Origin of the sequence: Acinetobacter sp. YH1901134, from assembly GCF_013416965.1 — a bacterium.
Lineage (GTDB): Bacteria > Pseudomonadota > Gammaproteobacteria > Pseudomonadales > Moraxellaceae > Acinetobacter > Acinetobacter amyesii.
Window position 1 is genome coordinate 133,344 of sequence record NZ_VPEW01000003.1, and the last position, 17,044, is coordinate 150,387.

Consider the following 17,044-nt stretch of genomic DNA (forward strand, 5'->3'; position numbering starts at 1 on the left):
AAAAATAGGAATATAAAATGAGACATCAACGGGGAACGTCTTATTTAGCTATAATGTTAGCTGTAGTTGGTTTTGCATTTATGGCGAAGGTTGCAATTGCAGTATGGGGGCCATATTTTGAGGATCGGATGATTAATAGTCAGATCCGTGAGCAACTTGTTAGTGCTCCTAAGAATATTAGTCCAGCTGGATTTGTAAAGGAAATGGATAAACGATTTAATATGAATATGATTGATATTAAATTTTCAGATATTGCACAAGTAAACAATGATAATGGTTTACGCGTGGAAAAAAATTATGAAATAAGAAAACCTTTCTTATTGAATATTGATATTGTGTTGAAGTTCGAGAAAAGTTTTGATCAAAGCTCAGTCCAAGCTAAATGAAGCTCGTTTAGCAAGTCGTATCGGTTATCAGTTTAAACAACCTGAATTGTTACAACTGGCCTTGACCCACCGATCGGTGAGCCATAAATACAATTATGAACGCCTAGAATATCTGGGCGATTCATTGTTGGGTATGATAATTGCTAATTATCTATACCATGCCTACCCGCATGAAAATGAAGGGCGTCTAACGCGTATGCGTGCGACACTGGTTCGTCAGGAGGCCCTAGGAAAAATTGCCAATGACTTAAAACTCAGTCAAGAATTAATCTTGAGTACAGGTGAGTTGAAATCTGGCGGTCATCATCGCGAGTCTATACTTGCGGATACCGTTGAATCGATCATTGGTGCAATCTATGTCGATTGTCAGGATTTAAAAACTCTGGAACCGATTGTTCTTAAATGGTATGTACCATATTTAGATCATATTGAACCGACCGATCAACTGAAAGACCCTAAATCACGTTTGCAAGAGTATTTACAAGCACGTAAAAAACCTCTCCCGGTTTACGAGGTTGTAGATATTCAGGGTGATGCTCCGAACCAACATTTTAAAGTTGAATGTACAGTCGAAGGGCTCCCTGTTAAATACGGTGAAGGTTCAAGCCGTCGCTTTGCTGAACAGGCAGTAGCGGCAGAAATCTTAGAAATTTTGGAGAAAAAGTCTTAATGACTACTCATTCCGATCACGTAGATGCTGATCACGAGTCGCAAGGCGACAGTAACGATTTAATTAGTGAGTTTTTTAGTGCACAAGGCACTGAAATTCCAGCCGATTTTAAAAGTGGGTTTGTGGCGATTGTTGGTCGTCCAAACGTGGGTAAATCAACGTTGATGAACCATATTTTGGGGCAAAAACTTTCCATTACCTCTCGTAAACCACAGACCACACGTCATAAAATTGTGGGTATTGACTCACGCGAAAAATCTCAAGCGGTATTCGTAGATACCCCGGGGATGCACAAAAAAGAAGTCCGTGCCATCAATAAAATGATGAACCGTGCGGCACATTCTGCACTTCGTGATGTGAACTTAGTTTTGTTTGTGATTGATGCAGACAAATGGACACAGAATGATGATTTAGTGTTAGAAAAGCTAAAAAATGCCGATATGCCAGTGATTCTTGTGATCAATAAAATTGATACACTAGAGAATAAAAACCATGCATTACCATTGATACAAGAGCGTGCAAAATTAATGAATTTTGCAGAAATTGTTCCTGTATCAGCATTACGTGGTGCAAATTTAGATCATTTGCGCAGCACGATTGAGAAATATTTACCATTCCAACCACCACTGTATTCACTTGAGCAATTAACGGATCGTTCAGAGCGCTTCCTTGCCTCTGAAATTATTCGTGAAAAAATCATGCGTCAATTGGGTGAAGAGCTTCCTTATGATTTAACGGTTCAAATTGAGTCGTTTAAAACAGAAGAAGCAACAGTTAATCCAAAAACTGGTCGTCCTAAAGCGGCGTGTACCTATATTGATGCGACGATTTTTGTCGATCGCTCTGGCCAAAAAGCCATTGTTATTGGTGAGAAGGGTGCCAAACTGAAGAAAATCGGTATGGATGCACGTGTGGATATGGAAAAAATGTTCGAGCAAAAAATCATGCTGACACTTTGGGTGAAAGTCAAAGGTGGTTGGTCTGATGATGAGCGTGCGTTGAAAAGCTTGGGTTATAGCGATATCTAATCGTTAAATAACAAACTTTGAGGGAAGAGTAATGATAAAAGTATTAGCTGTAGTGGCATGTGTTTTGTTTCTACAAGGGTGTATTCATAAAATCGTTACTGTTCCTGTCAAAGTGGCTTATAAAACCACAAAAGGCGTGGTTAAAGGTACTGCTGCAGTTGTGGGTGCAGTCATTCCAGATGGGGATGAAGATGAAGACGACAAGAAAAAGAAAGACAAGGATTAATATTTCAAATCATGCGTAATGAGATACTGCATGGTTATTTAATTCACCATCGTAAATATCGTGAAAAAAGTCATATTGTGCACTTGTTTACTCAGGAGCATGGTCGAATTGATGGTATTCTCAGGCAAACGCCACCTCCCCAGTATCAACCGATTTGCTTGCAAGCATCCGGCAAGTCTGAGCTTAAAAATTTCAGTAAACTTGAAATTGTCAATCAACCGATTTTCTTTTTTGGTGATGCTTTTTTTTCAGGATTTTATCTAAATGAAGTCTTATTGAGGCTATGTCCGTTAGAGGTTGAGATGCATGAGACATTTGCTCAATATGCACACACCTTGGAACAACTTCAATGCATGTCTGTCCAGGCCAACCCTGATCTATTCTTACGGCAAATCCTTAGACAATTTGAGCATGTGCTGCTTGAAGAGTTGGGTTTTGCGTTGGATTTTTCAACTGATGCAAATCAACAGCAAATTCAGCCTCATGAAAATTATCAATTTCATTTAAACGAAGGTTTTCAACCTGTCATTAAAGCCTCACGCGCAACATTGTCAGGTCAACATATTTTAAGTATGTGTGATTATGAAAAAGGTGGGGAATTTAATTCTGAACAGTTACAATTACTGTCTAAGTTGTACCGACAAATGATTACTTCCTTGCTTGGCGATCGTCCATTAAAAAGTCGTCAATTGTGGATACAGAATTCTCAAACTCAACGTCATTAGGAAAGAATTATGGCAGCTTTGCTTGGTGTAAATATTGACCATGTGGCAACACTACGAAATGCACGTGGGACAACTTATCCAGATCCTGTGAATGCCGCAATTATTTGTGAGCAAGCGGGGGCGGAAGGGATTACGCTGCATTTACGTGAAGATCGTCGCCATATTAAAGATGATGATGTACGTCGTATGCGTTCTGTATTAAAAACCCATATGAACCTTGAAATGGCAGTAACCAATGAAATGGTTGAATTTGCCAAAGAGATTCAGCCGCATCATGTATGCTTTGTTCCTGAAAAGCGTGAAGAAGTCACGACTGAAGGCGGTCTAGATGTGGTTGGGCATTTTGAAGATGTGAAAAACGCGACTCAAGCACTCGCGGCGATTGGTTGCGAAGTTTCATTATTTATTGATGCTGACTTTGCTCAAATTGATGCAGCGATTGCCTGTGGTGCGCCTACGATTGAGTTGCATACAGGTGCATATGCAGATGCTGAAACACCTGAAGCGCAGAAGGTAGAGCTGGAACGTATTATTCAAGGTGCTGAATATGCCGCATCTAAAGGTTTGATTGTGAATGCTGGTCATGGCTTAAATCTTGACAATGTCACTCCGATTGCGCGCATTGCTCAAATTCATGAATTGAATATTGGTCACTCGATTATTGCTGATGCAGTGTTTATTGGATTGGCACAGTCTGTAAAACAAATGAAAGCTGCGATTAAATCTGCACGTTAATTTTTAAGTAAAGTATATGTCAAATATTGATTACGATGCCCTAATGAAGCCAGTCATTGGCTTCTTAGGGTGTGAAACACCAAAAGCATGGCTAGATGAAGCGTTAAATAATTTGAATATCCTGATGCAGGATCATGCCAATTGTGAAAAGAAAGCAGCAAGTACAGCAATGAATTTGATGTTTCGTTATAGTTTTTTCTCGGATTTACAAATCAAACTGGCACAGCTAGTACGTGAAGAAATGCTGCACTATGAGCAAGTGCTGGAACTGATGGCAAAACGTGGTCAGGAATGGACTGCAATCAGTGCTGGTCGGTATGCGGGTGGTCTACGCAAAGAAGTACGGACTTATGAGCCAGAAGCGTTAATTGATATCTTGGTGATTGGCGCATTCGTTGAAGCACGGTCATGTGAGCGTTTCTATGCGCTTGCACCACATGTGGATGAAGAGTTGGGGCGTTACTACCGCTATTTGCTAAAGTCTGAATCACGCCATTATGAGGACTATTTAGCATTGGCCATGGATGTGGCGACGACCAATAAGCTAAAGAACCCGAAAGAAGATATTCAGATGCGTATTGAGCATATTCGTGAAGTTGAAAAAAATTTGATTAGCAGCCCAGATGATTTATTCCGCTTTCATAGTGGTGTGCCAGTCAAAGCCGCTTGATAAAATAATCCTCCAGAATGGGGGATTTTTTATGCACTTAAAATAAATGATAATAAGAATTATTTACAACATGCTTGAGTGAATCTAAAATGAAACGATCTCTATGAATCAAACAATTTAAGCTCACTTATTTAATATGAAATTACAATTCACTTTACTCTGTATCGCTTTGTGTGTGGTTGGTCAGGCTCAAGCGCATTATCCTTATGTGGCGCCATTAAACTATCAAACATTTAATAATCATAGTGCCATTCTTTCTGGTTTTTATGACAATCCGTTTGTTTCTGAAATAGCCATTAAAAACTTTAATTTCCATGTACATACACCATCAGGTGATAAGCTGCATTTAACAGATGCCGATTGGGTAAAAACGCAAACGGTCAGCAGTTATAGTTTAGAAAATAAGCAGGATGGCACGTATCGTATTCGTGGTGAAAAACAGGGAAGTACAGCGCGTTTTGCTTATGATCAAAAGCAGTGGAAAGCGTTAATCAATGGTGTACGTGATCCTCAAAAAACTGCGAATGCAAATGTCATTTATACAGCCGAGTTGACTAAAAAGTCGCAAATCAAAAGTATTCAAACCCAAGAAATCATCGAAACTTTTATATCGCGCCGTGTAACGTCTACAAATGTAGTGAATCATTTGCATGATGGTTTTGATGTGCAATTTAGAACCCATCCGAATGCCATTATGCAAAATGAGTCAGTACAACTGAAAGTGCTAGATCAGAAAAAAACGGTTGCGGGTTTGCAGATTGAAATTTTGCAGCAAACAACGGATTACAGCCGTGAGGGAAAAGTTTATAAAACGCTTAAAACTGATCAAGAAGGAAACTTGAATTTTAGCCTATCAGATCGTGGTCAGTATTTACTGAAAATTGACTATCAGCAGCCTTTTGAAATGAAGGGAGACGCATTAAAACGATATAAATATACTTTGAGCTTTAATGTAATCTAAGGGTAGTTAAATGAGAAAAAGCTCTGCGATTTGCAGAGCTTTTTTATGAAAATGATTTAGCTATCTTTAGGTTCAAGATAAAACATCGATAAACCTATCAATAAAATTAAACTGGTTTGAGTGAAAAAGTGTTTATTAAAACCACCATAATATTGCTGCGAATAGCCTGCAATCAGTAAATAACCCGTTAAATAGAGCAATCGATAATATCGGCTCTCAAAACAATAACAGATACTTGCAAAACATAAAATCAGGCAACCAATGACCATATAGTGGATATCCCAAATGATGGTGTTGATAGCAAATAAAAGTGCTGCAAGTGCGCCGATAGATAAATTACGCAGGCTTTCAAACCCTTGAAAAATGTGCATCAAAGCTAAAATGAAGAGTGGTAATAGAGCAAGTGCATATTTTATTTTCATACTGTTTTGCGTCATGAGCATAAAATTTTGCTGTTTCTCAACAATGGGGCTAGTACTGATGCTTAGCCTAAGCCATTGAAGGGTTAAGTGTTCAGGGGTGTTGGCTTTAACTAAAAATTTGAGAGTGGCTTGTGGTGGGATAATATAATTTTCTTGGAATTCATGGCCATAAAACATCCAGGATTTATTGGTCTCCAATGTGCGATATTGCGTATTTTTTTGAGTTGAGATGTTAAAAAGTTGTCCACTTGCATTTAACCCAGCTTTCATACATGGCGTTTCTTTCTCGTTAACAATGCATAACGGAAGTACTGAAATTTCAAGATCTTTTCGTGTTTGTTGCTGACCTGCAAAATCAATATGAACATACAGTTGATCAGATTGGTTTTGCAGTGTAATCGGTGTGCTCGCCCAATATTGTCCTTCTGTCATCTCGTTCAATACAGATTCAGATATTTCCGGAATAGTATTGTGATTTTGAATCTGCTGAGGTGGAATCAACCATTGTAGGCTGCTGTCAAGAAGGGTGTTGGTTTCACTATTATATAAATTGGGTGGCGTTTTGAAATGTTGCTCAATTTCACTTTCGGGTGTGCAGCTCACCAAATAAATTGCAAATGGGCTGATAAAAATTAAAAGAAAAATGAATGCAGTGAGATAGTGTTTTAAGGCAGTTTTATTTGATTCAGCATCAACTTGAATGAACATTTTTTTATTTTAATGACAATGACTTATAGATTATATGTAAATCATAGGCATTAAAAAAGCCCATTTAAATAAATGGGCTTTAGAATTTGGCTCTCCAACCTGGGCTCGAACCAGGGACCTGCGGATTAACAGTCCGTCGCTCTACCGACTGAGCTATTGGAGAATCTGAATGCGATTATAAGCAGATTTTGAGGAGGGTCAAGCTAAAAATACCAATATGAGGAGAAATACGTGATAGATGTTTTTTATTTGAACAAAAAGAAGGATTTTTTAGAAAAAATGAATCTTAGGCTTGCAAAGAAAAAATTCAATTGATAGTCTGAATGCAACAACAGAGCGTTTAAACATATGTTTAAACAGTGTGGATTTAAACCCAACTTGCCAGCACTAAAATGGCTAAACAGGAGAAAGCGAATGAATACGCTGACTATTTCTCAGATTTTTTCAAACTTTTCTTTTTACCAAGAAAACTATCTTTCCATTATTAGTAATCAAGAGCAATATCAAACACCTGTGGAAGGTGCGTACGTTGACGTTTGGCCTTTGGGTCGACGTGACTTGGCATTGGGTGATTTATTACAACTGTGGTTTAGTGAAAAATGGTTGATCAACACGCCATGTCATTTACGTTTTGAACATCAAGATGATGGCCGTCGTGTGCCTTTGCAACGCAAGCAAGATTTGTATTTATACCAATTGGCCGGTAATGCGTTATCAGGCTCAAATCGTTCTAAAGTATGGTCTATTTCAGAACAACGAGAACTTCGTGTTGAGTTAGATAGTGCTTTAAAATATTACTGCTTTCAAAAGGGCAGTAATCGCATTGATCTAAGCGAAGGCCAATTAATTCGCGCCTTACATTCAGCAATTTAAGTTTGAATCATCATCTGCTCGCATTGAATTGCGAGCAGAAAAATAAAAATATTAAGGACGTATAATCATGCAAGTTGCAGTTGCATGTGCATAAAGTTTGCCATTGTCATCAATAATTTTCCCTTCAGAAATCCCTAAATTTTTACTGATATTAATGACTGTTCCTATCGCTGTAAGTTCAACATTCTTTGGGATCGGACGACACATTTTAATATTTAAGTCGATGGTGCCATAACCCACACTAGCCTCTAATAACGTGTGAATGGCACAACCTGTCACCGAGTCGAGTACCGTAGCAGCAAAGCCACCATGCACGCCGCCAAGCGGATTTAAGTGTCGTGCATCTGCTTTAGCCTTAAAGCTAATACTGCCCTCAGATACTTCATAAGGCTGCATAGGAATAATTTCGCTAATACTTGCAGGAGGAATTTTCCCTGCACACATGGCTTGTAGAAGTTGCAGTCCAGTCATTTCTTTTGGGTTCATTGTGCTTTTCCTTTTACTAAATTTTCAGTTCCTTTTTGGAACTTGATTATTAATAAAACAAAAAACAGCAGATGCGTCAATTAAAGAGAATGAAATGAAGAGTCGATTTGGTAAGACTTATATGTGTAGTACGATGATAGATAGAGCTATTCGTTGCTATAAGAGAGATAGGTTTTATCAAAGTTGTCAAATGACAAGTTGTTTAGCCAATTTTGTGCTGGAAATTCCTTTTATGCTTTTGATTTATTTTGTCAAAGCTTCGAATAGCCCAAAGATATCATTCTATCGATGCTCTTTGGCGATTTAGCCTCAAGTTGTATATACCTTAGTGAAGTAGATAGACTGTGTGACGGAGAAGTGTTCAATTGTCTGTGCTGTATTTAGCCATTATCGGCAGAATGTGGTTTATCGGTGTGCCTTTGAGTTGGCATATTATTTTACCCGAAGTAATTGTCTTCGCCGGAATTGACTTGGTGGTTTGGTCTTCGGCAGGGAAAGGGTATTCTGAAAAACATGAAAATTAGAAGATATAAATCATGAAAGAAAATAATGTATTAACTCCTGAAATTTACGCCTCTTATCCTTATGATGGAAAGATTTTAGAATATTATCAGGGCGTTTTTGAATCGGTGTATATCATTTTGCATCCCTTTTATAAAGCAGTCACATTGGAACTGGAACGTTATAATGTTGAAACGTGGCCTGAAAAAAATGAGTTTATCAAAGGCTGTTATCCAATTGCATGGCATGAAATTTTAAATTTGTCTGAGCTGGAGAATGTCTCTCAAATTGATGTTGCATTAAGGACGATGATTGGCGGAATTAAACAACAATATGAAAATAAAATGTGGGAAAAGCAGGTTCTTGATTTATACAAGCAGAGTGAAATTATTAATCCATGTGATGATGGGCTTATTTCGCCATTTTTAGAAAATCCGCTTTTATATGCATTGAAAAAAATCGGCTATGACTTTTTGCTGACGGTTGATGAGCATGGGATAAATCAACCGAAAAAAATGCAGATTGATTATTTGATCGCAAATGATCTGCTTGATGTATGTAATTACACTGAAGATTATCAGCTTCTATTTGCCACACATTGGGACAGTCACTGTACTTTTTTATGTTCTTCAAAAAAAATCATTGATCAGATTCTAGAAATTCACCCCTTTGAAGGATTCTTCTGTACTCCTAAAACTGAAGTCTATTGGGGACTGCATGAGATTTAAACGATGAGGCTTTTAAATCATCACAATATTAAGCCGTGAAATGTAAACCATAAAAAACCCGCGATATTCGCGGGTTTTTTAAATCTAGCTTTTTAAAAGCAGATTATTTTTCAGCAGCAATGGAAGCAATCGCAGCGTCAACGCCTTCGATTGAGTCAGCAGCTTTCTTGATACGTGCAAGCGCATCAACAAGCACTTCGTCTGCAGTTGCATAAGAAATACGCATGTAGCCACCAAGACCGAACGCATCACCAGGAACTACGGCAACACCAGTTTCTTCCAACAACCATGCAGAAAATTCTGTGCAAGATTTTAAACCTTTGGCACGAATTAAAGGACGGATGTTTGCGTATGCATAGAATGCACCGTCAGCAGGAAGGCAAGTAATACCGTTGATGTCGTTCAAGCCTTTCACAACTAGGTCGTGACGGCGTTTGAATGCTTCAATCATTGGCTCAAGAACGTCTTGAGGGCCATTCAATGCAGCTTCAGCAGCAACTTGTGAAATAGAAGTTGGGTTTGAAGTTGATTGAGATTGGATTTTTTTCATCGCACCGATCAGTTTAGCAGGGCCCGCTGCGTAGCCAATACGCCAGCCAGTCATTGCATAAGCTTTAGATACACCGTTAAGAACGATTACACGGTCGTAAAGGTCTGGTGCAACTGTTGCGATGTTGTAGAATTCGTCGTCCCAACGGATTGGTTCGTACATATCATCAGAAGCAACTAAAACTTCTGGGTATTTACGTAGTACGTCAGCTAAAGCAAGCAATTCTTCTTTAGTATAGATCATACCTGTTGGGTTAGAAGGGCTGTTTAGAACCACTAAACGAGTTTTGTCAGTGATTGCAGCTTCTAATTGAGCAGGCGTAATTTTGAAACGTTGGTCTTCACCACATTTCACGATTACAGGAGTACCTTCAGCAATGATCACCATGTCTGGGTAGCTTACCCAGTAAGGAGCAGGGATAATTACTTCGTCACCTTTGTTTAACAAAGCAAGTGCCAAGTTAAAGAAAGATTGTTTACCACCACAAGAAACCAAGATTTGGTTTGCAGCGTAATCAAGGTTATTGTCGCGTTTTAATTTAGCAATAATTGCTTTTTTAAGACCTGGAGTACCGTCAACAGCTGTATATTTAGTGAAGCCATTGTTGATAGCAGCAATTGCAGCATCTTTGATGTGTTGTGGGGTATCGAAATCCGGTTCACCTGCGCCTAAACCAATTACGTTTTTACCAGCAGCTTTCAATTCAGCAGCTTTGTTAGTAACAGCAAGTGTAGGGGACGGTTTGATGCTATTTACACGATCAGACAGACGTACGTCCACGGCAGTATTCCTTCTTATAGGGATTAAAAAATAAAAAGCACACTATCTTAGCTTAAATGTACAGTAATGGGGAGTGGCAAAATCAACAATGTGCAAAAAAGTGTGATATTCCATCCTAACCTTATAATTAAGAAAATTTACATTGAGTTACTTAAATTTTTAATCAAATTTTATGGAAAAATCTTAAAGTCACGGATAAAAAAAGGCATAAAAAAGGCCACAATATGTGTGACCTTTTTAATTAAATTTTATACTTCAAATACTTTGCTTATTGAACAAAACGCGATAAATCTTCTTCAGGGCGAGCAGTTAGCACTTCTACACCATTTTTTGTTACAAGTAGCGTGTGTTCGTACTGTGCAGACAAGCTATGATCTTTAGTCACGACAGTCCATTTATCGCCAAGAAGTTTGGTTTTCCAGTCGCCACCATTCACCATTGGTTCAATCGTGAATGTCATGCCTTCTTCTAAGATCATGCCTGTATTTGGTTGGCCGTAGTGTAAAACTTGTGGTTCGTCATGGAAAACGGTACCAATACCATGACCACAATATTCACGTACAACACCAAAACGTTCTGATTCAACATATTGTTGAATAGCATGGCCGATATCACCCATGGTTGCGCCTGGTTTTACCACCGCCATACCACGGTACATGGCTTCTTGGGCAACTTTGCATAAACGGTTCGCTAAAATAGATGTTTCACCACCTACGATATACATCATGTTGGTATCACCATGGTAACCATCTTTGATCACAGTGACATCGATGTTTAAGATGTCACCTTTTTTTAATTTTTTGCTTTCAGATGGAATACCGTGACACACCACATGGTTCACTGAAGTGCAGATAACGTGCTGAAATGCTGGACGACCCGGCGCAGCGCCATAACCTAAACATGCAGGAATAGCTTCTTGTTTATTGACAATATAGTCATGACAAATCGTATCAAGTTCTAGGGTAGTCACACCTGGAACAATATGCGGTTTGATCATATCCAAAACTTCTGCCGCCAGTCGACCCGCGACGCGCATTTTTTCAATTTCGTCAGGCGTTTTAATTAATCGACGTGGAGCTTCGTAAGTACTGTTCATGATCTCTAAAAACTTTTGGAAATTTGTATGTGACTATGGTATAAATAGCCGCCCATTTTATCAAATGCTTTTTCGTGAATATCTTTCACGAGCTTTGTGCGATGGGGCAATAAAATCCGCACATATATCGACACATTTCTCTGGGTGCCTTTTTAGGTGGAGAATGCGGGTATATGGAGGCCTAACCCAAACTTTAAGGTAAAGAAAATGGCAGATTACAACGTAAGCATGCGCGACCTTCTTCAAGCAGGCGCACACTTCGGTCACCAAACACGTTTTTGGAATCCAAAAATGCGCGAATACATCTTCGGCGCGCGCAACAAAATTCACATCATCAACCTTGAGCACACTGTTCCTGCGTTAAATGATGCTTTGAACTTTGCTAACAACTTGGCTAGCAAAAAGAACAAAGTTTTGTTCGTTGGTACAAAACGTGCAGCTTCTGCAATCATTCGTGAACAAGCTCAACGTGCAGGTCAACCATATGTTGATCACCGCTGGTTGGGTGGTATGTTGACTAACTGGAAAACTCTTCGCCAGTCAATCAACCGTCTAAAAGACCTTCAAACTCAATCTACTGACGGTACTTTCGCTAAACTTACTAAACGTGAAGCTTTAGAACGTACTCGTGAGATGGAAAAACTTGAACGCGCTCTTGGCGGCGTTAAAAACATGGGTGGTTTACCTGACGCATTATTCGTAATCGATGTTGATCACGAAGCAATTGCAATTAAAGAAGCTAAAAACCTTGGTATTCCTGTTATCGGTATCGTTGATACAAACTCTAACCCAGACAACGTAGACTACGTTATTCCTGGTAACGACGATGCGATCCGTGCAGTTACTCTTTACGCTTCTGCTATGGCTGATGCGATTCTTGCTGGTAAAGAATATGCTCAATCACAAGCAAATGCACAAGCTAAAGGCGAAGAAGCTCCTGCTTCTGAGGCTTAATGCGTTTGACGTAAGCTTGTCATTTTTGCGACACGTGATGGTGGCAAAGTAAGCGTCATGTATGCAGACGGCCCAAGAGACAGCTCTGGGCCGTTTCTGTTCTAAAAAAGAATTCATTTTCTACCGTATTTAGGAGATTAACATGACTGCAGTTACAGCAAGCATGGTTAAAGAATTGCGCGATCGTACTGGTCTTGCAATGATGGAATGTAAAAAAGCATTAACAGAAGCGGGCGGTGACATCGAATTAGCGATCGACAACCTTCGTAAATCTGGTCAAGCTAAAGCTGCTAAAAAAGCAGGTAACATTGCTGCTGACGGCGCGATCACTATCGCTCAAGAAGGCAACAAAGCAATCCTTGTAGAAGTTAACTGTCAAACTGACTTCGTTGCTAAAGACGAAAACTTTGCTGGTTTCTCTGCTAAAGTTGCTGCTGCTGCGCTTGCTGCTGGTGTAACTGACGTTGCTCAAATTGCTGAATTGAAACTTGAAGATGGTGCTACTGTTGAAGAAGCTCGTATCGCGCTTGTTCAAAAAATCGGTGAAAACATCCAAGTACGTCGTGCTCAAATCGTTGAAGGCGACAACCTTGCAGTTTACAAACACGGTTTAAAAATCGGTGTTGTAGTTGCATACGCTGGTGATGCTGAAACTGGTAAAGGTTTAGCTATGCACATCGCTGCATTCAACCCAGTTGCTGTAAACGAAGCTGGCGTTTCTGCTGAACTTATCGCTAAAGAAAAAGAAATTGCTGAAGCGAAAGCAATTGAATCTGGTAAACCAGCAAACATCGTTGAAAAAATGGTAACTGGTTCAGTTCAGAAATACTTGAACGAAGTTGTTCTTGAGAACCAAATGTACGTTATCGACAACGATAAGAAAGTTGCAGAAGTTCTTAAAGCAACTGGTACTACTGTTGCTAACTTCGTACGTTTCGAAGTTGGTGAAGGTATTGAGAAAAAAGCTGAACTTTCTTTCGCTGAAGAAGTTGCTGCTGCTCAAGCTGCTGCAAAATAATCTCTGATTATTTGTAGAAAAAAGCCCTCGTTTTTGAGGGCTTTTTTTATGGCTGTAGCTTTGCATAGTTCAAAGTAATTTTGACTTTGTGACGTGTACATTCTTGTTTATAAATTCTATTTATATCCATATTAATGACTATAATGAGTTAAAAATTTAGATTTAAACTTAGTTATGGCAAACAAAACAAACTTAACCATCGGCGGAATTATTGTTGCGCTTACAGCCGCTTATTTCGGAATCGATTTACAACAACAAAAATCTGCACCAGTTCAGACGACAGCGGAACAAAACGCACAGCCACAAATAGAATCAGTACAACCTGCAGATGCTCAACAAAAAGGGCAGAGTGCTGAAGATGTTATTGTGCATGCATTTAAAAATAAACTCAGTAATGTTCAGGTTGAGGGTACAGGTCGAGTGAAAGCGGTACTTCGAGATGATAATGAAGGTAGTCGCCATCAAAAGTTCATTTTGACCTTAAATAATGGTCAAACGCTTTTGGTCGCACATAATATCGATCTAGCCCCACGAATTGATGATTTGCAAAAAGGCGATACAGTTCAATTTTATGGTGAATACGAATATTCAGATAAGGGTGGAGTGATGCACTGGACACATCACGATCCGAATGGACGTCATCAGGATGGTTGGTTAAAGCATCAAGGTAAAACCTATCAATAAAAATCACGTAGTCATTTTTAACTTTAGTCATTTAAATGATCATGATTTAGATGAAGCTATCAACATAAAATTGGATTAACCATATTGAGTAAAAGCCAGTGTTTAAACACTGGCTTTTTGGTCGTATAAATAGAAAAAATGATTGGAAATACCAGAGATAAATACACCTATAAATAATAGGGTTTTAAGCATCGAATATAAAGAAAACCGATGTGGAAGAAGTGAAAAAGAGATCTATGAAATTAATCGTGCTCTAAATGCTCTTTATTTGCGATTTATAGCGTGTTTTCCAATTACCAAGTACTTTTCCTGCAAATGTATCTAAACACCAAATAGGGCCAATGAGGAGGAATTGGAGATCTTTGAAAAAAGAGGGCTTTTTACCTTCAATTTTATGGCCATAAAATTGACCAATCCATGCGAATATAAAGAGCGCGATATAAAAGCCATATCCAACTGGTAACACCCAAATTAGCCATGCCATGATTAATGTTAACGCGGCCATTGCAACAGCAAGGACAATGTCTAAACGTGCGTAAAAGATAAATGCTAAAGCAAGTAAGACAGCAGTAAGTAGCGCGCTAAAATGCGCCAATATGCCAACGATTGAAAAATAAATCGTGGGTACGCAAATCCAGTGAATCATTTTATTGGTTTTATTTTGATGACTTTCGCTGTATTCATCAAACCATTCGTTGATTGTTTTCATGATAGTCCTTAATCATGGGGAAGGACTCCAATATAAACAAGAATGGAGGAAGGGTCAAAATCAGGATTACTGATGATTTGAAAGACTAAGAGGTTTCAAATAAAAAACCACGCTAGGCGTGGTCTGTTAAATGCAGTCACTTCATTGGAGAATTAAGAATTTGGACCGTCTACGCGTTCAATGCTCACATTTGCAGTACCCGCACTGGTAATACCCAATTGCTTAGCAGCACCATAAGATAAATCAAGAACACGGTTGCCATGGAATGGACCACGGTCATTTACTTTCACCACGACGCTTTTACCATTATTGCGATTCGTAACACGAATAAAGCAATTAAGTGGCAGGCTACGATGTGCTGCTGTAAGTGCGTTCATGTCAAACGTTTCACCGCTTGCTGTTTTACGACCGTGGAATTGACGACCGTACCAAGAAGCAGTACCTGTTTGAGTGAACTTACGAACAGTATTCGATGCAACAGTATTTAACTTTTCAATCACTGAAGGCTCATCTTCAGGAATTTCGATTTTAGCAGCGATTGTTTGACGACGAATTTTATCGCCAGAACGCTCAGTGATTGAAAGGCTACTTAAATTCGTAAAGTTTGAATTGAAGCTTTGAGCTTCTTTATTCAATACACGAGCTGCAAGACGCGAGTTGTCATTATCATGATTGAATGATGATGACTGAACCATCTCAGCTTGTGACTGACTTAGCGCAACTGCCGTGGCAAGCGCTAAGGCATATTTAATAATTGATGACTGCATTGTTTATCTCCCAATGGCATATTTACTGGTTCAACTAAGTCGCTGATATCCATGTAAACACGTCTGATATTTCACTTTTGCAACTACATTTAACGAGATGGATAATATTCATGCCATCAATAGGCTGTCTAGTGTTTAATTAAAATACTTTGAAAATGTCTAAAAAATTAACAATAGTTGGTTAAAAAATAATCAATAATGTAACAAGGTGTGTAAAATGTCGAATAAATGCTCATTTTAATGAAAATATTTGTTGACTTTTTTGCTCTATAAGAAAAAACCAGTCTTATCGACTGGTAACTTCAGTGCCTAAAAGCCATAGTGCAGTCGCATACATACGGCTTTTGTTATAGGTTGTAATGACCTGAAAATTTGGATAAGTGATGTAATAAATTGGTCCATAACTATCTTGCAATTGGATGACATTGACTAAATCGAGATCATCGATTTTTACCAATGGATTCATAGGGGTTACACCTTGAGCCTTGAGTACACCATAGGGTGTTGGCTGGTTTAAATCCTTTGCAATAATAGCATCTGGGTTGTTTCCGCTATAGCGAGCAGCAAAAGCAATCGGTTGATTACGCTGCCAACCATAATTTGCTAGATAATTTGCAATTGAACCAATGGCATCGACAGCCGAATTACGCAGGTCAACATGACCATTGCCATCGTAGTCCACACCAAATTTTGGAATGTTACTTGGCATAAATTGAGGATAACCCACAGCACCTGCATATGAACCGACGACAGAGTTGGTTGGAACACCATCTTTATATGACCAAGCAATCAGTGCAGCAAGTTCATCTTGGAAATATTGCGCACGGCGTTCATAGCCAAAACCAAGGGTCGCCAAAGCATCACGGGTAATAAAATTACCTTTATTGCTGCCGTAGCCTGTTTCAACACCCAAAATGCCTAAAATCACGGATTGAGGCACACCAAATTGTTGTTCTGCACGATTTAAAGTGTCGGCATATTGATTTTTGAAGCGAACGCCACGTTGAATTGTACTTTCAGCTAAAAAATTGGTTTTGTATTGGTACCAAGGCTTTGATTCACCAGGTCTATTCATAATGCTAATAATGTTGGGTAGGTTTTTACTGCCTTGCATTGCCCAATCAATTTGATTTTCACTCAGACCATAGGTTTGCATTGCATTTTGTTTAAAGCTTGCATATGCCGGATGAGATTGGAAGTCGTTAGCCTGACAAAAACTGGTCAGTGAAATTGAACCGGCCATAATGGCAATATGTGATAGTTTTTTATAAAAATTTCGATTTAGCATAAATAAAAAATTTCCAGTTGCTTTAGCGATGAGTATGAACAAAATTTCGAGGGGAAAAGATCCTGAAAATTGTGATGAC

At 38.9% G+C, this 17,044-nt stretch carries 20 protein-coding genes and 1 tRNA gene; 13 read left to right on the top strand and 8 right to left on the bottom strand.

Annotated elements, in window-relative coordinates:
• Window positions 1-17: 17 nt before the first annotated feature.
• From FTV50_RS02225 to FTV50_RS02260, 8 genes are all read left to right on the top strand, one after another.
• Window positions 18-386, top strand: a complete 369-nt coding sequence (locus FTV50_RS02225) for a DUF4845 domain-containing protein (protein WP_078190327.1) — start codon at window positions 18-20, stop codon at window positions 384-386.
• The gene (rnc, locus tag FTV50_RS02230; RefSeq protein ID WP_180023355.1) at window positions 358-1,056 is read left to right on the top strand and encodes a ribonuclease III; all 699 of its coding nucleotides are present in this window, start codon (window positions 358-360) and stop codon (window positions 1,054-1,056) included. Before FTV50_RS02225 ends, rnc begins: the two co-directional genes overlap by 29 nt.
• A complete protein-coding gene (era, locus tag FTV50_RS02235; RefSeq protein WP_180023356.1) occupies window positions 1,056-2,084 on the top strand; it encodes a GTPase Era in 1,029 nt (342 codons plus the stop codon). The genes rnc and era overlap by 1 nt, the downstream gene beginning before the upstream one ends.
• Before the next feature lie 31 nt (window positions 2,085-2,115).
• A complete protein-coding gene (locus FTV50_RS02240) occupies window positions 2,116-2,310 on the top strand; it encodes an NF038104 family lipoprotein (RefSeq protein ID WP_180023357.1) in 195 nt (64 codons plus the stop codon).
• 8 nt (window positions 2,311-2,318) lie between these two features.
• Complete coding sequence (recO, locus tag FTV50_RS02245) at window positions 2,319-3,035, top strand: DNA repair protein RecO (RefSeq protein WP_180023562.1); 717 nt, start codon at window positions 2,319-2,321, stop codon at window positions 3,033-3,035.
• Between the two features lie 9 nt (window positions 3,036-3,044).
• The gene (pdxJ, locus tag FTV50_RS02250) at window positions 3,045-3,770 is read left to right on the top strand and encodes a pyridoxine 5'-phosphate synthase (protein ID WP_180023358.1); all 726 of its coding nucleotides are present in this window, start codon (window positions 3,045-3,047) and stop codon (window positions 3,768-3,770) included.
• A 16-nt stretch (window positions 3,771-3,786) separates the two neighbouring features.
• On the top strand, window positions 3,787-4,440 hold the full coding sequence (locus tag FTV50_RS02255; protein WP_180023359.1) for a tRNA-(ms[2]io[6]A)-hydroxylase: 654 nt from the start codon (window positions 3,787-3,789) through the stop codon (window positions 4,438-4,440).
• Between the two features lie 136 nt (window positions 4,441-4,576).
• A complete protein-coding gene (locus tag FTV50_RS02260) occupies window positions 4,577-5,401 on the top strand; it encodes a DUF4198 domain-containing protein (RefSeq protein WP_180023360.1) in 825 nt (274 codons plus the stop codon).
• Window positions 5,402-5,457: 56 nt separating this feature from the next.
• Here FTV50_RS02260 and FTV50_RS02265 read toward each other — a convergent pair whose 3' ends face one another.
• Window positions 5,458-6,531, bottom strand: a complete 1,074-nt coding sequence (locus FTV50_RS02265; protein ID WP_180023361.1) for a hypothetical protein — start codon at window positions 6,529-6,531, stop codon at window positions 5,458-5,460.
• Between the two features lie 87 nt (window positions 6,532-6,618).
• A tRNA-Asn gene (locus FTV50_RS02270) sits at window positions 6,619-6,694 on the bottom strand.
• Window positions 6,695-6,945: 251 nt separating this feature from the next.
• Between FTV50_RS02270 and FTV50_RS02275 the strand changes: the two genes are divergently transcribed.
• On the top strand, window positions 6,946-7,404 hold the full coding sequence (locus FTV50_RS02275; RefSeq protein WP_180023362.1) for a hypothetical protein: 459 nt from the start codon (window positions 6,946-6,948) through the stop codon (window positions 7,402-7,404).
• Window positions 7,405-7,455: 51 nt separating this feature from the next.
• Here FTV50_RS02275 and FTV50_RS02280 read toward each other — a convergent pair whose 3' ends face one another.
• Window positions 7,456-7,890: a PaaI family thioesterase gene (locus FTV50_RS02280; protein WP_180023363.1), complete on the bottom strand. Its 435-nt coding sequence runs from the start codon at window positions 7,888-7,890 to the stop codon at window positions 7,456-7,458.
• Window positions 7,891-8,426: 536 nt separating this feature from the next.
• Between FTV50_RS02280 and FTV50_RS02285 the strand changes: the two genes are divergently transcribed.
• Window positions 8,427-9,119 carry a DUF2711 family protein gene (locus tag FTV50_RS02285; RefSeq protein ID WP_180023364.1) on the top strand — a complete coding sequence of 231 codons (693 nt, stop codon included), beginning with the start codon at window positions 8,427-8,429 and terminating at the stop codon, window positions 9,117-9,119.
• Between the two features lie 103 nt (window positions 9,120-9,222).
• Here FTV50_RS02285 and FTV50_RS02290 read toward each other — a convergent pair whose 3' ends face one another.
• Complete coding sequence (locus tag FTV50_RS02290) at window positions 9,223-10,449, bottom strand: pyridoxal phosphate-dependent aminotransferase (RefSeq protein ID WP_111883988.1); 1,227 nt, start codon at window positions 10,447-10,449, stop codon at window positions 9,223-9,225.
• A gap of 268 nt (window positions 10,450-10,717) precedes the next feature.
• Window positions 10,718-11,545, bottom strand: coding sequence for a type I methionyl aminopeptidase (map, locus tag FTV50_RS02295; protein WP_078191991.1), 828 nt, complete (start codon window positions 11,543-11,545; stop codon window positions 10,718-10,720).
• A gap of 207 nt (window positions 11,546-11,752) precedes the next feature.
• On the opposite strand from map, the gene rpsB reads away from it, so the two are divergent.
• From rpsB to FTV50_RS02310, 3 genes are all read left to right on the top strand, one after another.
• Window positions 11,753-12,499, top strand: a complete 747-nt coding sequence (gene rpsB, locus FTV50_RS02300) for a 30S ribosomal protein S2 (RefSeq protein WP_078190314.1) — start codon at window positions 11,753-11,755, stop codon at window positions 12,497-12,499.
• A 142-nt stretch (window positions 12,500-12,641) separates the two neighbouring features.
• Window positions 12,642-13,517, top strand: a complete 876-nt coding sequence (gene tsf / locus FTV50_RS02305) for a translation elongation factor Ts (RefSeq protein WP_078190313.1) — start codon at window positions 12,642-12,644, stop codon at window positions 13,515-13,517.
• A gap of 174 nt (window positions 13,518-13,691) precedes the next feature.
• Window positions 13,692-14,201 carry a DUF3465 domain-containing protein gene (locus FTV50_RS02310; protein WP_180023365.1) on the top strand — a complete coding sequence of 170 codons (510 nt, stop codon included), beginning with the start codon at window positions 13,692-13,694 and terminating at the stop codon, window positions 14,199-14,201.
• Between the two features lie 253 nt (window positions 14,202-14,454).
• Here FTV50_RS02310 and FTV50_RS02315 read toward each other — a convergent pair whose 3' ends face one another.
• The 3 genes from FTV50_RS02315 to mltB all read right to left on the bottom strand — a co-directional run bounded on the left by FTV50_RS02315 (window position 14,455) and on the right by mltB (window position 16,965).
• Window positions 14,455-14,910 carry a DUF962 domain-containing protein gene (locus FTV50_RS02315; protein WP_180023366.1) on the bottom strand — a complete coding sequence of 152 codons (456 nt, stop codon included), beginning with the start codon at window positions 14,908-14,910 and terminating at the stop codon, window positions 14,455-14,457.
• Between the two features lie 152 nt (window positions 14,911-15,062).
• Window positions 15,063-15,677, bottom strand: coding sequence for a septal ring lytic transglycosylase RlpA family protein (locus tag FTV50_RS02320; protein ID WP_180007647.1), 615 nt, complete (start codon window positions 15,675-15,677; stop codon window positions 15,063-15,065).
• A gap of 286 nt (window positions 15,678-15,963) precedes the next feature.
• The gene (gene mltB, locus FTV50_RS02325; protein WP_078191987.1) at window positions 15,964-16,965 is read right to left on the bottom strand and encodes a lytic murein transglycosylase B; all 1,002 of its coding nucleotides are present in this window, start codon (window positions 16,963-16,965) and stop codon (window positions 15,964-15,966) included.
• Window positions 16,966-17,044 lie beyond the last annotated feature (79 nt).